Raw genomic sequence first — 17,243 nt, forward strand, 5'->3', positions numbered from 1 at the left:
AATGGGTTACGACGCCAAATTCCGCGTGTGGCGCGGTGATATCGACGGCGGGGAACTGCACGACTTCACCGTCCTGGTGAACGAGGGCGAGGTGGTGCTCGACATCATCCACCGGCTGCAGGCCACCCAGGCCCCGGATCTCGCGGTGCGGTGGAATTGTAAAGCGGGCAAATGCGGTTCGTGTTCAGCCGAGGTGAACGGTCGGCCGCGGCTGCTGTGCATGACCCGGATGTCGACCTTCCAGCCGGACGAGCTGATCACCGTCACGCCGATGCGCACCTTCCCGGTGATCCGCGATCTGGTGACCGATGTGTCGTTCAACTACCAGAAGGCAAGGGAGATACCATCTTTCACCCCGCCGGATGACCTGAAGCCGGGCGACTACCGGATGCAGCAGGTCGATGTGGAGCGCTCCCAGGAGTTCCGCAAGTGCATCGAATGTTTCCTGTGCCAGAACACCTGTCACGTGGTCCGCGACCACGAGGAGAACAAGGAGTCGTTCGCCGGTCCGCGGTTCCTGATGCGGATAGCCGAATTGGAGATGCATCCGCTCGATGTGGCCGACCGTCGCGATCTGGCTCAGGAAGAGCAGGGGCTCGGGCTCTGCAATATCACCAAATGCTGTACCGAGGTCTGCCCCGAGCACATCAAGATCACCGATAATGCCCTGATTCCGATGAAGGAGCGGGTGGCGGACAAGAAGTACGATCCGCTGGTCTGGTTGGGCAACAAGCTTTTCCGGCGCTGATCAACCGATACTGGACCACCGGCCGGGGTAGGACTACCCGGCCGGTCGGCGCACCCTTATAACAACGCGACAACCCCGACGGCGACGACCCACACGAGCACCCCGACGAAAAGTGCCGAGAGGAACGAGCCGGTCAGGACGAACACACCGACCGCGGACACCGCGAAAAGCAGTGCCACGATCAGCCATTCCACCCAATCGCCCGGACGCAGTTTCTTGTACCGGGGATGGGAACTCTTGAGCCCACGGTCCACAAGAAGTGGGCTACCCGTAATGACCCTCGGCAAACGCGGTTTCGTTGTCGAATCTGCGCTATTTCGTGATCTTCCCGAGCAGATCTGATCAATACGGCGGGAACCGGTCTGCCGTCACGTGACCGAACCCGGCGGGCACGACAACCGCCGGGTCGCTCACCCTAGGACTCGGGCCGGTCGAACTCACCATCGTGCACACCCGCTGTGAAAGCGGCCCACTCACCGGGGGTGAAGACCAGGACCGGCCCGTCCGGGTCCTTACCGTCACGCAACGCGACATGCCCGGCATCCAATAGCGCAACCTCGACGCTGTCCTTACCCGCGCCCTCGCCGGCTTTACGCCAGATCGCGCCGGTCAAATCTACTTTCGCACCCTCATTGATGCTCACGCCCGCAACTCCTCAGAACTCGCCGCCCGCAACACCTGCGGTGAAAGCGTGCCATGCGCCCGTACCGAAGACGAGGGCAGGTCCACCGGGATTTTTGCTGTCGCGTACGCCGATCCGGCCGCCCGCTAGAAAAGCGACCTCGACGCAGTCCTTGCCCGCACCGCTGCGGGTGCTCTTGAACCATTGCGCGCCAACCAAATCCATACTCATGCCACATACTCCTTCGCTATCTGCCGGAGCAGATGTCTACTGGGTTGAATATCCAGCGCGCAGCGCTGGAGGCACTCGTGCGCACGATCGTACCGCCGTACATCAGCATGTCTTTCGAGGTAGAGATCCCCCGTGAAGCCCTCTGCATACACCACCGGCGGCTCGATCGGCTGGCCTTTGCCATCGATACCGAATTCGAGAACTGTGAACGGTCCGGTGGACACTCCGAGCGGAACACCGGCCGCGAACGGCAGAATACGCAGGGAGATATTGGGTTGGGTGCTGATATCGGCAAGATGACGTAGCTGCGCCGCCATCACTTTGGCGCCACCGACCACCCGATGCAAAACCGACTCGTGCAGGATCACGTTCACCGTCGCCGGTGCGACCTTACGGATGATCAAAGCCTGTCGCTGCATACGCAATTGGACCCGGCGCTCGATCTCCGCGTCCGAATCATCCGGGTAGCCGAGACGATTGAGCGCCCTGGCGTAGTCGGCAATCTGAAGTAGGCCCAGTACGATTTCGGATTGGTAGGAGGTGAGTTTTTGTGCCGATGCCTCCAAACCGACATAGACGTCGAAGTTTTCGGGGATGAGATCGCCGTAGGCATGCCACCAGCTCTTGACGGCGGCTTGCTGGGCCAGGCCCTTCAGACCATCGGACAATTCGTCCGGTATGCCGTAAATACGGCACAATTCTTGGACGTCGATCGTTCGGATGCGGTCGGCCTGGCCTTTTTCCAAGCGCTGCAACGTGCTTGCGCCCCACTCCATCAGCCTGGACGCCTCCGCGATGGTGAGACCCGACTGGGTGCGCCAGTCCCGGAGATACCTGCCGAGCTGGCGTCTGGGTAGAGTGGAGGCGGCGTTCTCAGGGGATAGCCGGTCCGGGGTTTCCGACGCTCTTGCCGAATTCGCTGACACAGCACGCTCCGTTCTGTATTCAACTGCGACGTTCTCGGGTCCCTCCGTGGTTACGCAGGCTGCCGCCTCCGGGCCCGTCGCTCACGCCCGCGCCTAGCTGACGCTCGGCTCCGGCGTGCGCGATGCGCCCTGTTACATGGTTCGCTCGCTGCGCTCGCTCACGCCGCGAGTTCGGATGCAAACCCAACGGTTGCTCCGGGCGACCCCACAAGCTCGGTTCCCCGGCACTTCGCTTGGGCAGAGGGCTCTTTCGTCCACTATGGAGAATCCTCCCTTCCCTGCTGGGTTTTGTGCTGGGAATTCGCCTCAAATCTTTGGATATCCACGAAGGATGCTGTTCGCGACCTGCCGTGATGGTGTGCTGGGAGTGTGCCCGGAGCGGAACAGGCGCCTTTCCCCTCCTCCTGTGAAACCTCCGGGCGCGCACAGTATTCGATGGCGACGCTCGCGGCGTCCTCCGTGGTCACGCAAGCTACCGCCTCCGGGCGCGTCGCGAGCGTCGCAGGAATCGCACGTAGGAACGAGGAGTCATGGCTGTAAGTGTCATAGCGTCGTCCTTGATGACCAGCGATTTGACCCCGCATCGTGCCCGCAGCGTCGGGCAGGAGAGCTGGGTGGTTTCTTATTTGCCCGGACGTACGCTGACCTGCGACCAGGCGGTTGCCGCGCTGAAGGTTGCTGAGGTGGTGCCATCGCTGTTCGCCGCGGTCGGCGATCTCGCGGACGAGGTCGGCCTGACCGTACTCGAGGCGTTGGGGATGGCCGTTCGACAGGCACCGTGGGATCAGGGACCGATCTCCCGATACACCCGACAAGTCCGCGCGGTGCGCCGCCGGGCGGAGGTCGCCTGATGCAGCTCACCAACCTGCACATGCCCGTCGCATCCCTATTGGCCTGCGGAAACGACCCTGGTGTGCTGACAATCGAACAAGCCCACGCCGCAATGCAGTTGCATATCGACTGCACCGTCGACCGGTGCCGGGTCCGCCGTGCGGCGCGGACCGCGCTGGTCGAGGCGGGCAAATGTGTGCTGGACGAGCGCGCCCTGCCGTTATGAGGCCCGCCGCCGAGCCACCGGGCGTCCCGGAGGTGCTTGCCGACTGCATTCGGGTCCTGCGCTGGGTGACCGCCGAGTCCCTGGCACATCGACGGCACGCTGTCGCGCAGACCAAATACGGCCTGCCGAAGCGAGTTGTCCGGCGGATCCGCTCAGTGCCAGGTGTGATCGGTGAGCGGGGTGCGCGGGCCGAACTTCGGCTTGTGCGCGTAACCGCTGATCTCCAGCAGGCGGACGGCCCGATAGCGATGTGGCCGTAGCGGTTCCAGATATTCGACCATCGCGTCGTCGTCGATGGGTTCACCGAGCAGGGTCCAGCCGACGATGGCCGCAAGGTGGTAGTCGCCGACCGAGAGAGCATCCGCGTCACCGAAGGCGCGCTGCCCGATCTCGGCGGCGGTCCACACCCCGATACCGGGCACCGTGCGCAGGCGGCGGGCGGCTTCGGCCGGACTTTCGGCCGCCGCCCGCTCCAGCGCGTCCGCCACCCGGGCGGCGCGCACGATCGTCTGCGCGCGCTGCGGCCCGACATTGGCGCGGTGCCAGGTCCAGGACGGGATCTTGCGCCAGGTCTCGGCGTCGGGCGGCAGCAGCAGTCCGGCGGGTGCTGGGCCGGGTGCGGGGGAGCCGAACTGCCGCACCAGCTTTCGCCATGATGCGCGGGCGGAGACGGTGTGCACCTTTTGTTCCAGCACGGCGGGTACCAGGGCCTCGAAGACCAGGCCGGTGCGCAGCATGCGCAGTCCGGGAAAGCGGCGGTGCGCGTCGACGATCTTCGGATGATCGGGTGCGAAGTCGGAGACGTCCTCGTCAAGACACAGCATGTGGTCGAGTCCGTCGAGGAATTCGGCCGCGCCCGGACCCCAGGCACGGGCATCGGCGGTGTGGCGATCGGCTTGGATCAGGCGGTAGGTGACCGGGCCGGTCGGCATTCGGGAGGCGTGCCAGTACGCGCCGTCATGGGTGACCTGGTGGCAGGGATCGCCGTGGCCGCGGAACAGTGGCGCGAGCGTTGGCGCGAGATCGATCGGCCGCTCGGCCGTGATCGTCCTGGTCAGGCCGGTCCGGTTCAGGTCCGGCGCGGCCGTCTGATTGCGCACCGCCCCATTGTGCCCCGGTAGGTGGGCGGCGGGCGTGCGGGCCTCGAATGTTGCCCGGCTCACAATTGTTTCGGTCCGAATGTGCGATTTGCCATACGGATCCGGCATAATCGCTGATCCCCGCTATTTTGTAACGCGAAGAATTAGTGTGGCGATATTGATGCGTTCGGCAAACAGCTGGCAGTCGCCTTAACGGAGGTACGAAATGATCACCAACGCGCTCAACTGGTTGCTCAATGCCTGGGGTGCGGTTTCCGCGGGCAGCTCGGGCTACCAGATTCCGTCCGGCACGCTGCCGTTCGGCAGCTGACACTCATTCACCGAGCAGGAATTGCGCGAGGTGCAGGCCTCGGCGGCCGCTCAGCTGCATAGCCTGGGTTCGGCACGAGAACCCGTCGGCTATGAAGATCGAACCTCCATCGGCATTCCGTAGCGCCGGGAGCAAGCCATTCTCGGCGACCGCGACCGAAATGTCGTAATGGTCGGATTGCATTCCGAAGTTTCCGGCCAGACCGCAGCAGCCGGTGATCTCTGTCACATTAATCTGCATGCTAGCTAATAATTGGCGATCTCTGTCGAAGCCGATTACGGCATGGTGATGACAATGCGGTTGGACGACCACCGACCGTCCCGGTCGTAGTGGTGGCCGCCAGTTCGGCTGTTCGGCAAGGAATTCGGCGAGTGTGTGCACGGCGGCGGCGGTAGCGGCCGCGCGCGGGTCGTCCGGTAGCAGTTCAGGCAGGTCCGAGCGCAGGACCGCCGTACAGGACGGCTCGAGGCCGACGACGATGCCGCCGCCGCGCACATGCTCATCCAGTTCGGTCAGTGTCGCGCGCAGCCGAGCCCGAGCACCGTCGAGTTGTCCGGTGCTGATCCAGGTGAGTCCGCAGCACACGCGCCGTCCCGGTATCCGGACGCGGTAGCCGAGGGATTCGATCAGTTGTACTGCGGCCTGGGCTATTTCGGGGTCGAAGGCATCGGTGAAGGTGTCGGTCCACAGCAGCACTTCGGGTGCCCCGTCAGAATCCCCCCGGTCGTGCCAGCTCCTGCGGAAACCGCGGTCGGCGAGGCGCGGTACCGCGCGTCGCGGATCAATTCCACCCGCACGCAGGATGATTCGGCGCAACCACCCGATTTCGGCCAGCGCGTTCGCCGCTCGCGGCATGCGACCCGCGACACGGAGCCAGCGCGGCAGCCATCCCAGAGAGTAATGATCGATGGGACGCGGGCGGTGCCGGTAGCGGCGGTAGAGCGCCTCGGATTTGTAGGTCGCCACATCGACCCCGGCCGGGCAGTCGGAGCGACATGCCTTGCAGGACAGGCACAGATCGAGCGATTCGGCGACCGCCTCGGACGACCAGGGGAGTGCACCGCGCACCACATCCTGCAGCACCCGCGCCCGGCCGCGGGTGCTGTCCTTCTCGTCGGCGGTGGCCAGATACGACGGACACATGAAGCCACCGGTCGCGCGGGTGTCGGCGCGGCATTTGCCGATACCGACGCACCGATGCACGGCCATGGCGATATCGCCGTTGTCGTGCGGAAATGCAAAACCGCCCGCTCCGATCGGTCGCACTCCGACCAGCCGCAGGTCGGCATCGATGGGGCGCGGCGCAACCAGAACGCCCGGGTTCAACACATCATCTGGATCGAAGAGCGCCTTGTACCCGGCGAATGCGTCGAGCGCGTCCTGGGAGTACATGATCGAGAGCAATTCCGAGCGGGCCCGGCCATCGCCGTGCTCGCCGGACAGCGAGCCGCCGTAGCGGACCACCAGCTCGGTCGCATCCTGTATGAAGTTCCGAAAGCGTTGCGGCGCATCGGCAATCGGCAGATCGAGACGGACGTGGATGCAGCCGTCGCCGACGTGACCGTAGAGCAGTCCGTCCACGCCGTGGTCCTTTGTCAGCGTGGCGAAATCGCGCAGATACGCACCGAGGTGCTCGGGCGGGACGGCCGCATCCTCCCAGCCCGGCCAGGCCGGATCACCCGCCGGAGTACGACCGGCCAGTCCAGCGCCTTCGGCTCGAATGCGCCAAAGTGCCGCGGCGGCACCGGGATCGGTGACAATCCTGGAGTCCAGCGCACCGACGGTTCGGCAGAGCTGCTCGGCCGCGGCATATGCCTCGGCGGGAGTATCACCGACGGACTCGACGAACAGCCAGCCGCTACCGCGCGGCAGTTCCGGCACGCCGCTGGTGGCCCCGCGGTGCACGCGCACGATATCGACCAGTCGCGCGTCGATACCTTCCACCGCGATCGGTGTGCAGGACATGACCGCGGCGACATCGTCTGCGGCCGTGGCGATATCGGGATAGCCGAGCACGGTGAGGACGGTTGCCCGCGGCAACGGGACCAGATCTACCGTCGCTTCGAGCAGCAACCCACAGGTCCCCTCGGTGCCGACGAATGACTTCGCGACCGCCGAACCACGTTCCGGCAGTAGATGTTCCAGACCGTAGCCAGAGGCCTGCCGATCGAATCGGCCGAGTTCGGTGCGGATCACCGCGAGACCGGCCCTGGTGAATTCGGGCAGGCCGGGAATTACGGACGGGTCGGCCGCCAGCGTCCGCTCGGCTACCGTCCCATCGAGAATGCGCAGCTCACGCACATTATCCGAGGTGCGCCCCCACGCCACCGCATGCGGTCCGCACGCATTGTTGCCGATCATCCCGCCCAGCGTGCACCGATTCTGCGTCGACGGATCAGGCCCGAACCGCAGCCCGTGAACCGCGGCCTCTCGCTGTAGTTCGGCGAGGACAACGCCGGGTTGGACGCGGGCGATGCGCCGGTCCGGGTCGAGCTCACCGATGCGATTCATATATCGGCTGAAGTCGACCACTATCCCGGGGCCGATGGCATTGCCCGCCACCGACGTCCCCGCACCCCGCGCGGTAACCGACAGCCCATTACCCCTGGCGAATTCGAGCGTGCGCGCCACATCCTCGGCCTCGCGGGGAAAGACGACCGCGGCCGGAAGCACCCGGTAATTCGATGCATCGGAGGAGTACTCGGCGCGCCGACGCAAGGACGCGTCGACCTCACCCGCGATCCTGCGACGCAACGCATGGGACATCTGGTCCTCGCTCACCCCACCAGCCTATGCACGCACATCCCCGACCATGTGCGCCACATCCGGACCCTTTGTCCGGATCCGTACTCTGCTTCGATTCAGCACTCGTGTCCTGATCCGGACACCCTTGCCGGATCCGCACCCTGTGGCGGGTGGAAGGACCAGGTGCGGTGGTTTCGCTGTGCGCGGAATCGTTGCGGAATGGGCTTGCACTCAACCTTTGTTGAGGTCTTAGTGTCGGTGGCCAGGTGTTCGATGGGCGGGGAGCGAAAGGGAGCAGCACGGTGAGTATCGAATCGGTGGCCTGGAGCCAGATGTATCGGCGGGCGAACGCGCCGCAGGAGCAGCGGCCGTTCCGGCTCGCGACCGCGCAGCGCATTCTGCGGTTCGCGCGACCGCACCGCCGCCGGATCGGTGCGTTCCTGTTGTTCAGCGTGGTGTCCGCACTGCTTGCGGTGGCGACGCCGGTGCTGGCGGGTCGGGTGGTCAACGACATCGTCGGCGCCGCGGCGCCGCGCGTCGTGGTCACTCTCGCCGTCCTGATCGGCGGGATCGCGGTGGTCGATGCCGCACTCGGGGTGATCATTCGCTGGCTGTCCTCGCGGATCGGTGAGGGTCTGATCCTGGATCTGCGCACGGCCGTGTTCGATCATGTGCAGAAGATGCCGGTCGCGTTCTTCACCCGGACCCGCACCGGTGCGCTGGTCAGCCGTTTGAACAGCGATGTGATCGGCGCGCAGCGCGCGTTCAGCGACACGCTCTCCGGTGTCGTCACGAATCTGGTCACCCTTGCGCTCACCCTCGCCGTCATGGTCCGCATCTCCTGGCAGATCACGCTGCTCGCGCTGGTGCTGCTGCCGGTATTCGTGGTTCCGGCCCGGCGGATGGGCAATCGGCTGGCCGGATTGCAGCGCGAAGCCGCGGGCCTCAATGCGGCGATGAGCACCCAGATGACCGAACGGTTCTCCGCACCCGGCGCGACGCTGGTGAAGCTGTTCGGACGGCCGCAGCAGGAGTCGGACGAATTCGCACTCCACGCGCGTCGAGTGCGCGATATCGGGGTGCGCACGGCGATGCTGCAGACGGTTTTCGTCACCTCGCTGACCCTGGTTTCGGCGCTGGCACTGGCTCTGGTCTACGGACTCGGCGGGTGGTACGCGCTGCGCGGCCAGCTGGATGCCGGTGCGGTGGTGTCGCTTTCGCTGCTGCTGACCCGCCTCTACACACCGCTCACCGCGCTGGCCAGTGCTCGGATGGAGATCATGTCCGCGCTGGTGAGCTTCGAGCGGGTCTTCGAGGTGCTGGATCTGAAACCGCTGATCGAGGACGCGCCGGATGCCGTCGCGGTGCCCGCGGGGCCGGTCGCGGTGGAACTGGACAATGTCACGTTCGGCTATCCGTCGGCCGACAAAGTGTCGCTCGCCTCGCTCGAGGATGTCGCGACGCTGGATACCCGCGGCGGGGTGGACGTGCTGCACAATGTTTCGCTGCGAGCCGAGCCCGGGCAGCTCGTCGCGCTGGTCGGTTCCTCCGGCGCCGGGAAATCCACTGTGGCCCAACTTGTTTCCCGGCTCTACGACGTGGACGGCGGTGCGGTGCGGCTGAACGGCACCGATGTGCGCGAGCTGACCACGACCTCGATCCGGGACACCGTCGGCCTGGTCACCCAGGACGGCCACCTGTTCCACGACACCATCCGCGCCAACCTGCTGCTGGCCCGACCCGAGGCCACCGAGGCCGAGCTGTGGGATGCGTTGCAGCGGGCTCGGCTGCGTGAACTGGTGACGTCACTGCAGGACGGTCTGGATACCGTCGTCGGTGAACGCGGCTATCGCCTCTCCGGCGGTGAACGCCAGCGACTGACCATTGCCCGGCTGCTGCTCAAACAACCACGCGTGGTGATCCTGGACGAGGCGACCGCCTCACTGGACTCGACCTCGGAAGCCGCTGTCCAAGAGGCGCTTTCCGAAGCGCTGGACGGTCGAACCGCACTGGTCATCGCACATCGCCTCTCCACCATTCGGGCCGCCGACCAGATCCTGGTGCTCGAGGACGGCCGAATCGTGGAGCGCGGCACGCACACCCAACTGCTCGCCGCCGATGGACGCTACGCGGAGCTGTACCGCACGCAGTTCGCGGACGAGCCGGTCGAAGTCGCAGCCTGAGCACACCGAAGCCCGGCTCGAACCGGGCTTCGGTGCGTACTGTCAGAATTCGCCTGCGACGCCGAATACGGTGCGGCCGGAATGGTTGCCGTGCTGAATGGCGTGCAGGACCCGCTCGGCCTCGGTGATAGGAGCGAAGTTCTCGATGGTCGAAAGGTGCTGGGGCCGCAGCTCATTGGCGAGTCGTGCCCACATCGCGCGGCGCTTGTCGATCGGGACGTACGCGGAGTCGATGCCGAGCAGCGATACGCCGCGCAGGATGAAGGGCATGACGGTGGTCGGCAGATCCGGTCCGCCGGTCAGACCGCTGACCGCCACCGCACCGCCATAACCGATCGCGCTGAGAATATAGGCGAGGGACTTGCCGCCGACGCTGTCCACCGCACCGGCCCAGGTGGCCTTCGACAATGGACGCAGTTTCGCATCCGGATCCTCCGGCAGGCGGCCGATCACCTCGTTCGCGCCGAGTTCGGCCAGCCGATCACCCGCATCGGTCTTTCCGGTTGACGCGATCACCTCGAAACCGAGGCCCGACAGGATATCGATGGCCACGCTGCCGACACCGCCCGTCGCACCGGTGACCAGCACCGCGCCGGTGTCCGGGGTGAGTTCGTGATCGAGCAGGCCCTGCACGCTGAGTGCGGCGGTGAAACCCGCGGTGCCGAGCGCGGCCGCGTCGCGGGTGCTGAGACCGTCGAGCTTGACCACCCAGTCGGCGGGCACCCTGGCGTACTCGGCGAAGCCGCCGTGATGCGAGACGCCGATGTCATAGCCGTGCGCCACCACCTGATCGCCGGGCGCGAAATCGTCGACCTCGGAGGTGACGACCTCACCGGTGATATCGATGCCAGGGATGATCGGATAATTCCGGACCACGCCGCCACCCGCGGTGATCGCCAGCCCGTCCTTGTAGTTCGCGCTCGAGTAGTGCACCTTGATCGTGACCTCGCCCGGCCCGAGGAAGTCCTCGTTGACCTGCTGCCGCGTGAGCACGATCCCGCTGTCCGATTCTTGTGCCACCATCGCCCAGAACTCCATGCCGACGAGCATACGAGGGTCGGCCGGTGCCAGGGTGGATCCTCGTATGCTCGTCGGCTATTGCGGTACGAGTTCGAGGCGCACGCCGAGCAGCCTGACCGGGCGATCCAATGCGAATCTGTCGATGATGCGCAGGGCGGTTTCCACGATCGCCGCGATATCGGTGGTCGGCTCGGGAAGTTTCTCCTGCTTGCTACGGGTATAGAAGGTATTGCTGCGGACGGTGACCGAGACGCGCAGCGGGATGCGGCCCGCCGCCGCCATCTCCTCGCCGACCTCGGTGGCCAGTCGCACTACCTGTGCGCGGATCTCCCCGGGATCGGTGAGGTCGTGCGGGAAGGTCTCGGATTTACTGCGGCCCACCGGAATTCGCGGTTCGGTGGTGACGTCGGTATCGCCCTTGCCGTGGCCGAGCACCCAGAGATACGGGCCGGTATTCGGACCGAATTCGGCGGCGAGGCGCTGGCGATCGGCGGCCATCAGGTCGGCGACGGTTTCGATGCCGAGTTCGGCCATCCGTGCGGCGATCCGATTTCCGATGCCCCACAGCGCATTCGTCGGACGGTGTGCCATCACCTCTACCCAGTTCGCGGCGGTGAGCCGGAAGATCCCCGCCGCCGCGCCGACGGTATCGGCGGGCGCGGCCGAGGACTTGCCCGCGGATTTGGCGAAGCCGGTCGCCAGCTTGGCCGTGAGCTTGTTGTCGCCGATGCCGATGGCGCAGGTCAGTTCCAATTGTGCGATGGCGCTGCGGATTTCGTGGGCGAGCTGCTCCGGATCGTCGGTATCGGCGGCGAGGAAGGCCTCGTCCCAGCCCCATACCTCGACGCGGCCGGGAAAGGTCCGCAGCAGCGCCATGACTTCCTCGGATGCCTCCTCATAGGTGGCCATATCCAGCGGCAGGAAGATCCCGTCCGGACATTTGCGCTTGGCCGAGCGCAATGCCATCCCGGCGCGCACCCCGAATGCTCTGGCCGGATACGACGCGCAGGTCACCACCTTGCGCGGTTCGTCCGGATCGCCATTGCCGCCGACGATGACCGGCAGGCCGCGCAGCTCCGGATGGCGGCGGAATTCCACCGCCGCCTGGAACTGGTCGAGATCGACGTGCAGCAGCCACCTGGGCATACATAGGTCTTACCGCATGACCATGACAAGCAGCGGAAATTGGCTACGAACGTCCGTGGTCGACTCGGAAACGAGCCGTCCGTACGATCTCCGTCAGGACGAGCAAGGGGAGATGCCGCATGACCGACGCACCGGACAACCTGCCCGCGGTTCGGGTCGCCGATATCGATCGCGAGGTCGCGGCCAAGCAGCTGCAGCTCGCTGTCGACGAGGGGCAACTCGATCTGCTCGAGCTGGATAAGCGGCTGGTCGCGGTCTATTCGGCGCAGACGGCGCAGGAGCTCGTCGCCATCACCGCCGATCTGCCGGTGATCGCCGCCGCGCGCGAACCCATCGAACTACGCACCGGCAGTGGGGCCCGGGTGAAGGACGGCGCGTGGATCGTCCCGGCCGAGATCACGGCCGAATGCAGCTCCGGCGGCATCAAAATCGACTTCACGCAGGCACTGTGCCCGCATCGCGAGGTCGTGGTGCATGTCGCCGTTGGTTCCGGCACGGTCCAGTTGATCGTGCCGCACGGCTGGCGGGTCGACCTCGATCGGGTGCAGGCCAGCAGCGGCATCGTCAAGAACAAGGTGACCGAGGGCAGTCTGCCCGGATCGCCGCTGCTCCGAGTCGACGGGGAGATCGGCTCCGGGGCCGTGGTGGCGAAGTATCCGCGCCCGCCGCGGCGATCTTTCCTGGCATGGCTGCTGCGCCGTCCCCGCCCGACCGTTTGACCGTTCCGCGCTCCACCTGGCAGGCGCCAGTGCCGCATCCAGCTGGCTTCCGAGGTATCGAGATCCGTCGAGCGAAGTCATATGGCGGTACCCCGGGCCGTGTTGTGCCGCGTTTCGACTACGCTCGGCGAGTCGGCCAAACCGGATAGCGCGGCAACCTATCTGGACGGGCCACTGGCAACGGCTCCCTCACCTACCTGCGGTCCGCCGCCGGTACCCGGCTCGCGGCGCGGCCACCGTCACCGGGTTGACGCGCAAGGCCGTCGTCGCGTGCGAAATCTATGCCGAGCGCCCGGAACCGGTGCTGTGCGCAGTCGCCGAGGGTAATGCGCGCTCGGTCGAGCGTGAACTCCGCAGCTGTGCATCCGCCGACCAGCCCATGAGCGACCGCAATGTCGTGACCAGCGACCGCGGATACATACCCGCATCGGAGCGCGCGGCCACGTGTCCGTCCGGACGCACCAGCAGCGCACCGCCCACCGGCAGATCGGTGCGGGCAGCCCATTCCGCGCCCAAGCCGTGCACCGCTATCTCGATACCGGTCTCGCGCTGCGCATCGGCCGCGGCATCGCGCCAGGCAGCCGACTTTCCGGCGATCAGTATCGCGTAACCGGGTCCACAGAGATCCAAGGTCGAGGTGGTGTGCTCGGCGTCGAGCCACAGGTGCGGCAGTCGCGTTCCGACCTGTCCGGTCAGCCGATCGACATGCGGCTCGACCCATTCGACGCAATCCGCGGGTTTGCGTGATACCGCACTCGACGCGTACCGGAACCGCGACATGACCGCCCCGAAATCCAACCGGCGCGCCAAAATCTCCGCGTTGTCAGGGGTTTCGATGCCGTAGCGGGTTTCGAAGTCGTCTCCCAGATTGGCCTGTTCAGCGGCGATGATCGCACGTGACCACCGTTCGGCCTGATAGGAATCGAGCAGTGCGGGCCCGCCGGTACCCGACAGCACGGCGGCCAACTTCCAGATCAGATTATGTGCGTCGGCGACACCGGTATTGCCGCCGAAACCACCCCACGGCGCGTGCCGGTGGGCGGCGTCACCGGCGAGGAAGATCCGGCCGCGCCGATACTCGTCGGCCACGAAACTTCCGGTGTCCCACGCACTTCGCGCCAGCACCTCGACCTCGATATCGGGCACGCCGATCGCGGCGCGGACCAGTTCGATGCAGCGCTCGTCCGGATAGTCCGCGACCGTCTCACGGGTGGGGTCGTATTCGAGCTGGAAGGACCATTCGTCGGTGTTGTTCTTGGACAACACGAGTCCGCGGACGGTGTCATTGCTGATCTCGCATTGGCTGAAGGTGCGACCGCCCAGCACACCCGTAAGATCCGTCCGCGCAAAGACATTGATGTAGTGGCGCGTCGGCGGCAGCTCCCACCCTGCGATACCCAATGCCCGGCGGATCGGGCTGGCCGCACCGTCGGCCGCGATGAGGTAGTCGGCCCGGATAACCGAGCTGTGACCCGACTCGTCACGCAGGGTTGCGGTGACACCCGCGTCATCGGCCTCGAAATCGATGAGCTCGACTCCGAATCGGAGATCACCACCGCGTTCGCGGGCCTGCTCGGCAAGCACCGGCTCGAGCAGCACCTGGGGCAGGAAGCAGAACTGCGACGGACTGGGATCGGCCGCCGCCATTGCCGACCGCAAGTGACTCAGGTCGAGCGGCTCAGCCGTGATCAGGCTGGTGCCCCGGCTCGCACCGCCGAAGCTGCCCGCCCGCAATGCGGTCTCGGAGGCCTGGCGGACCCGCCCCTCGACGCCGACCTGACGGAACAGCTCGGTGGTCCTGGTGTGCAGGCCGCGAGCCTTCGGCAACGCCGATGCCTTGGTTCGTTTCTCGACGAGAACATAAGGGACATCGTGATATTCGAGGAACAGCGCGGCCGATAGTCCGACCAGGCCGCCGCCGACAACGAGAACGGGAATCCGCTGTGTAGGAGTCATGCCTCGATCGTGTGCGCACGGGCTTGCACCGCCCTTGCGTCGCGGTCACGGCGAGCATGCATACGAAACGGGCCGTACCCGCAGGTACGGCCCGTTCGAGGCGAATATCAGGCGCTCGCCGCGAAAGCGCGGGCGTCCACGGCCGGTTCGGCGACCGGCTCGATGGCGTAGGCCAGGATGTCGGCAACATCGGCGACCGGGCGCACATCCAGGGCGGCCAACACCTCCGCGGGCACATCGTCCAGGTCCGGCTCGTTGCGAGCCGGGATGAACACCGTCTTCAGACCCGCACGTTGCGCGGCCATCAGCTTCTGCTTCACCCCGCCGATCGGCAACACCCGGCCGTTCAGCGTGACCTCACCGGTCATGCCGACATCCGCGCGCACCTGTCGGCCGAGCGCAAGCGACACCAAGGCGGTGACCATGGTGACACCCGCCGACGGCCCGTCCTTCGGCACCGCACCCGCGGGGAAGTGGATGTGGATATTGCGGTCCAGCACCGACGGTTCGATGCCGATCTCCGCCAGGTGCGAGCGCACGTAGGTGAGGGCGATCTGCGCCGACTCCTTCATGACATCACCCAGCTGACCGGTCAGGGTGAGCGCGCGCTCGCCCTCGGCGCCATTGGCCTCGATGTAGAGGACATCGCCGCCGAGACCGGTGACCGCCAAACCCGTTGCCACACCGGGGACCGCGGTGCGTTCCACCGAATCCGGGGTGAAGCGCGGGCGACCCAGGTAGTCCTTCAGGTTCTCCAGATCGATGGTCAACGACTCCAGCGCGTCGTAACCCAGCTCGGCGTCGTAACCCAGCGACACCACATTGTCGGCCGAACCGGTTCCGTCCTCGGACAGCCGGGTCGCGGCCTTGCGCAATGCCTTCGCGATCAACCGCTCCATCTGCCGCACACCGGCTTCCCGGGTGTAGTTGGCCGCCACCTCGCGCAATGCCTCGTCGGTGATCGAAACCTCCTCGACGGTAAGCGCATTGCGTTCCAGCTGCCGTGGCACCAGGAAGTCGCGGGCGATGGCCACCTTGTCGTCCTCGGTGTAACCGTCGACGCTGATCATTTCCATGCGGTCCAGCAGCGGGCCGGGAATGGTCTCCAGGACATTCGCGGTCGCGATGAACAGCACGTCGGACAGGTCCAGATCCAGATCCAGGTAGTGGTCGCGGAATGTGTGGTTCTGGGCCGGATCCAGCACCTCGAGCAGTGCCGCGGCCGGATCACCGCGGAAGTCCGAGCCGACCTTGTCGATTTCGTCCAGCAGCACAACGGGATTCATCGATCCCGCCTCCTTGATGGCACGCACGATCCGGCCCGGCAGCGCACCGACGTAGGTGCGCCGGTGACCACGGATCTCCGCCTCGTCGCGCACACCACCGAGGGCGACGCGAACGAACTTGCGGCCCATGGCCCGTGCCACCGACTCACCGAGCGAGGTCTTGCCGACACCGGGCGGACCGACCAGTGCGAGCACGGCGCCGGAACCACGTCCGCCGACGACCTCGAGTCCGCGCGCGGCCCGGCGGGAGCGCACGGCCAGGTACTCGACCATGCGATCCTTGACCTCGTCCAGGCCGTGGTGATCGGCGTCCAGCACCGCGCGGGCGGCCGAAACATCGGTGCTGTCAGTGGTTTTCACGGTCCATGGCAGGTCGAGGACGGTGTCCAGCCAGGTCCGGATCCAGCCGGATTCCGGGCTCTGATCGCTGGCCCGCTCCAGTCGACCGACCTCGCGCAATGCCTCGGCGCGCACGTCATCGGGCAGATCGGCCTGCTCGACCCGGGTGCGGTAGTCGTCGGCGCCGTCGGGCTCGTCCTCGCCGAGTTCCTTGCGAATGGCATTGAGCTGCTGGCGCAGCAGGAATTCGCGCTGACTCTTCTCCATGCCCTCGCGGACATCTTCGCTGATCTTCTCGGTGACCTCGGCCTCGGCGATATGCGCCTTCGTCCACTCGATCAGCTTGGTCAAACGCTGTGCGGTATCGGGGGTTTCGAGCAGCTCACGCTTCTCGTCGGCGGTCAGGTACGGCGCGTAGCCCGCGGTGTCGGCGATCGCCGACGGATCGGTCAGCTGATTGACCGCGTCGATGATCTGCCAGGCCTCGCGGCGCTGCAGCACCGAAACGACCAGCTTCTTGTATTCGGCCGCAAGCTCTTTGGTGCGACCGTCGGCGGCGGGCGTCTCGACCGGTTCGGCCTCGACCCACAGCGCGGCGCCCGGCCCGGTGACCCCGTGACCGATCTTGGCGCGCCGTTCGGCCTTCAGCACCGCGGCGGGCGCGCCACCGCGCATCCGGCCGACCTGTTCGATGGTGGCGACGACGCCGTAGGAGGCATAGCCCTCGGTCAATCGGGGCGCGAGCAGCACCGCGTCGGTATTCGCGGCGCGCGCGGCGTCGATGGCGGCCTGCGCCGATTCGTCCAGTTCGATGGGCACGACCATGCCCGGCAGCACGATCGGATCGGTCAGGAA

15 protein-coding genes are annotated in these 17,243 nt (G+C 66.1%); 5 read left to right on the forward strand and 10 right to left on the reverse strand.

All coding sequences use genetic code 11. The features are described from left to right. Position 1: 1 nt before the first annotated feature. Positions 2-748 (forward strand): succinate dehydrogenase/fumarate reductase iron-sulfur subunit, encoded by a 747-nt coding sequence (locus tag ACQPZ2_RS43655; RefSeq protein ID WP_063042544.1) that lies wholly within the window; start codon positions 2-4, stop codon positions 746-748. Positions 749-804: 56 nt separating this feature from the next. Here ACQPZ2_RS43655 and ACQPZ2_RS43660 read toward each other — a convergent pair whose 3' ends face one another. From ACQPZ2_RS43660 to ACQPZ2_RS43675, 4 genes are all read right to left on the reverse strand, one after another. After that, positions 805-1,002, reverse strand: a complete 198-nt coding sequence (locus ACQPZ2_RS43660; protein WP_040697654.1) for a hypothetical protein — start codon at positions 1,000-1,002, stop codon at positions 805-807. 161 nt (positions 1,003-1,163) lie between these two features. Next, positions 1,164-1,391, reverse strand: coding sequence for a DUF397 domain-containing protein (locus ACQPZ2_RS43665; RefSeq protein ID WP_433523659.1), 228 nt, complete (start codon positions 1,389-1,391; stop codon positions 1,164-1,166). 12 nt (positions 1,392-1,403) lie between these two features. Beyond that, entirely contained in the window at positions 1,404-1,601 is a 198-nt protein-coding gene (locus ACQPZ2_RS43670; protein WP_397042997.1) for a DUF397 domain-containing protein, read from the reverse strand. Then, on the reverse strand, positions 1,598-2,527 hold the full coding sequence (locus tag ACQPZ2_RS43675; RefSeq protein ID WP_433523660.1) for a helix-turn-helix domain-containing protein: 930 nt from the start codon (positions 2,525-2,527) through the stop codon (positions 1,598-1,600). Before ACQPZ2_RS43675 ends, ACQPZ2_RS43670 begins: the two co-directional genes overlap by 4 nt. Before the next feature lie 560 nt (positions 2,528-3,087). On the opposite strand from ACQPZ2_RS43675, the gene ACQPZ2_RS43680 reads away from it, so the two are divergent. Together ACQPZ2_RS43680 and ACQPZ2_RS43685 are read left to right on the forward strand one after the other, a co-directional pair. Beyond that, positions 3,088-3,378, forward strand: a complete 291-nt coding sequence (locus ACQPZ2_RS43680; protein ID WP_307678042.1) for a hypothetical protein — start codon at positions 3,088-3,090, stop codon at positions 3,376-3,378. Then, the gene (locus ACQPZ2_RS43685) at positions 3,378-3,584 is read left to right on the forward strand and encodes a hypothetical protein (RefSeq protein WP_433523661.1); all 207 of its coding nucleotides are present in this window, start codon (positions 3,378-3,380) and stop codon (positions 3,582-3,584) included. Before ACQPZ2_RS43680 ends, ACQPZ2_RS43685 begins: the two co-directional genes overlap by 1 nt. 152 nt (positions 3,585-3,736) lie before the next feature. On the opposite strand, the gene ACQPZ2_RS43690 is transcribed toward ACQPZ2_RS43685, so the two are convergent. Both ACQPZ2_RS43690 and ACQPZ2_RS43695 read right to left on the reverse strand, forming a co-directional pair. Then, the gene (locus ACQPZ2_RS43690; protein ID WP_433523662.1) at positions 3,737-4,684 is read right to left on the reverse strand and encodes a DNA-3-methyladenine glycosylase family protein; all 948 of its coding nucleotides are present in this window, start codon (positions 4,682-4,684) and stop codon (positions 3,737-3,739) included. Positions 4,685-4,997: 313 nt separating this feature from the next. Further along, the gene (locus ACQPZ2_RS43695) at positions 4,998-7,760 is read right to left on the reverse strand and encodes an FAD-binding and (Fe-S)-binding domain-containing protein (protein WP_433527694.1); all 2,763 of its coding nucleotides are present in this window, start codon (positions 7,758-7,760) and stop codon (positions 4,998-5,000) included. 281 nt (positions 7,761-8,041) lie between these two features. Here ACQPZ2_RS43695 and ACQPZ2_RS43700 point away from each other — a divergent pair, with 281 nt between their 5' ends. Continuing rightward, complete coding sequence (locus ACQPZ2_RS43700) at positions 8,042-9,922, forward strand: ABC transporter ATP-binding protein (protein ID WP_433523663.1); 1,881 nt, start codon at positions 8,042-8,044, stop codon at positions 9,920-9,922. A gap of 42 nt (positions 9,923-9,964) precedes the next feature. Here ACQPZ2_RS43700 and ACQPZ2_RS43705 read toward each other — a convergent pair whose 3' ends face one another. Together ACQPZ2_RS43705 and ACQPZ2_RS43710 are read right to left on the reverse strand one after the other, a co-directional pair. Further along, positions 9,965-10,960, reverse strand: coding sequence for an oxidoreductase (locus tag ACQPZ2_RS43705; protein WP_433523664.1), 996 nt, complete (start codon positions 10,958-10,960; stop codon positions 9,965-9,967). Between the two features lie 57 nt (positions 10,961-11,017). Continuing rightward, the gene (locus ACQPZ2_RS43710; RefSeq protein WP_433523665.1) at positions 11,018-12,088 is read right to left on the reverse strand and encodes a DNA polymerase IV; all 1,071 of its coding nucleotides are present in this window, start codon (positions 12,086-12,088) and stop codon (positions 11,018-11,020) included. A 119-nt stretch (positions 12,089-12,207) separates the two neighbouring features. On the opposite strand from ACQPZ2_RS43710, the gene ACQPZ2_RS43715 reads away from it, so the two are divergent. Then, positions 12,208-12,807 carry a DUF1707 SHOCT-like domain-containing protein gene (locus ACQPZ2_RS43715; RefSeq protein ID WP_063042501.1) on the forward strand — a complete coding sequence of 200 codons (600 nt, stop codon included), beginning with the start codon at positions 12,208-12,210 and terminating at the stop codon, positions 12,805-12,807. A 279-nt stretch (positions 12,808-13,086) separates the two neighbouring features. Here the strand turns inward: ACQPZ2_RS43715 and ACQPZ2_RS43720 are convergent, their stop codons facing one another. Beyond that, a complete protein-coding gene (locus ACQPZ2_RS43720; RefSeq protein ID WP_433523666.1) occupies positions 13,087-14,763 on the reverse strand; it encodes an FAD-dependent monooxygenase in 1,677 nt (558 codons plus the stop codon). Positions 14,764-14,870: 107 nt separating this feature from the next. Beyond that, positions 14,871-17,213, reverse strand: a complete 2,343-nt coding sequence (gene lon, locus ACQPZ2_RS43725) for an endopeptidase La (protein ID WP_433527695.1) — start codon at positions 17,211-17,213, stop codon at positions 14,871-14,873. Between the last annotated feature and the right edge of the window lie 30 nt (positions 17,214-17,243).

This window comes from Nocardia pseudovaccinii, assembly GCF_050942345.1.
GTDB lineage: Bacteria > Actinomycetota > Actinomycetes > Mycobacteriales > Mycobacteriaceae > Nocardia > Nocardia pseudovaccinii.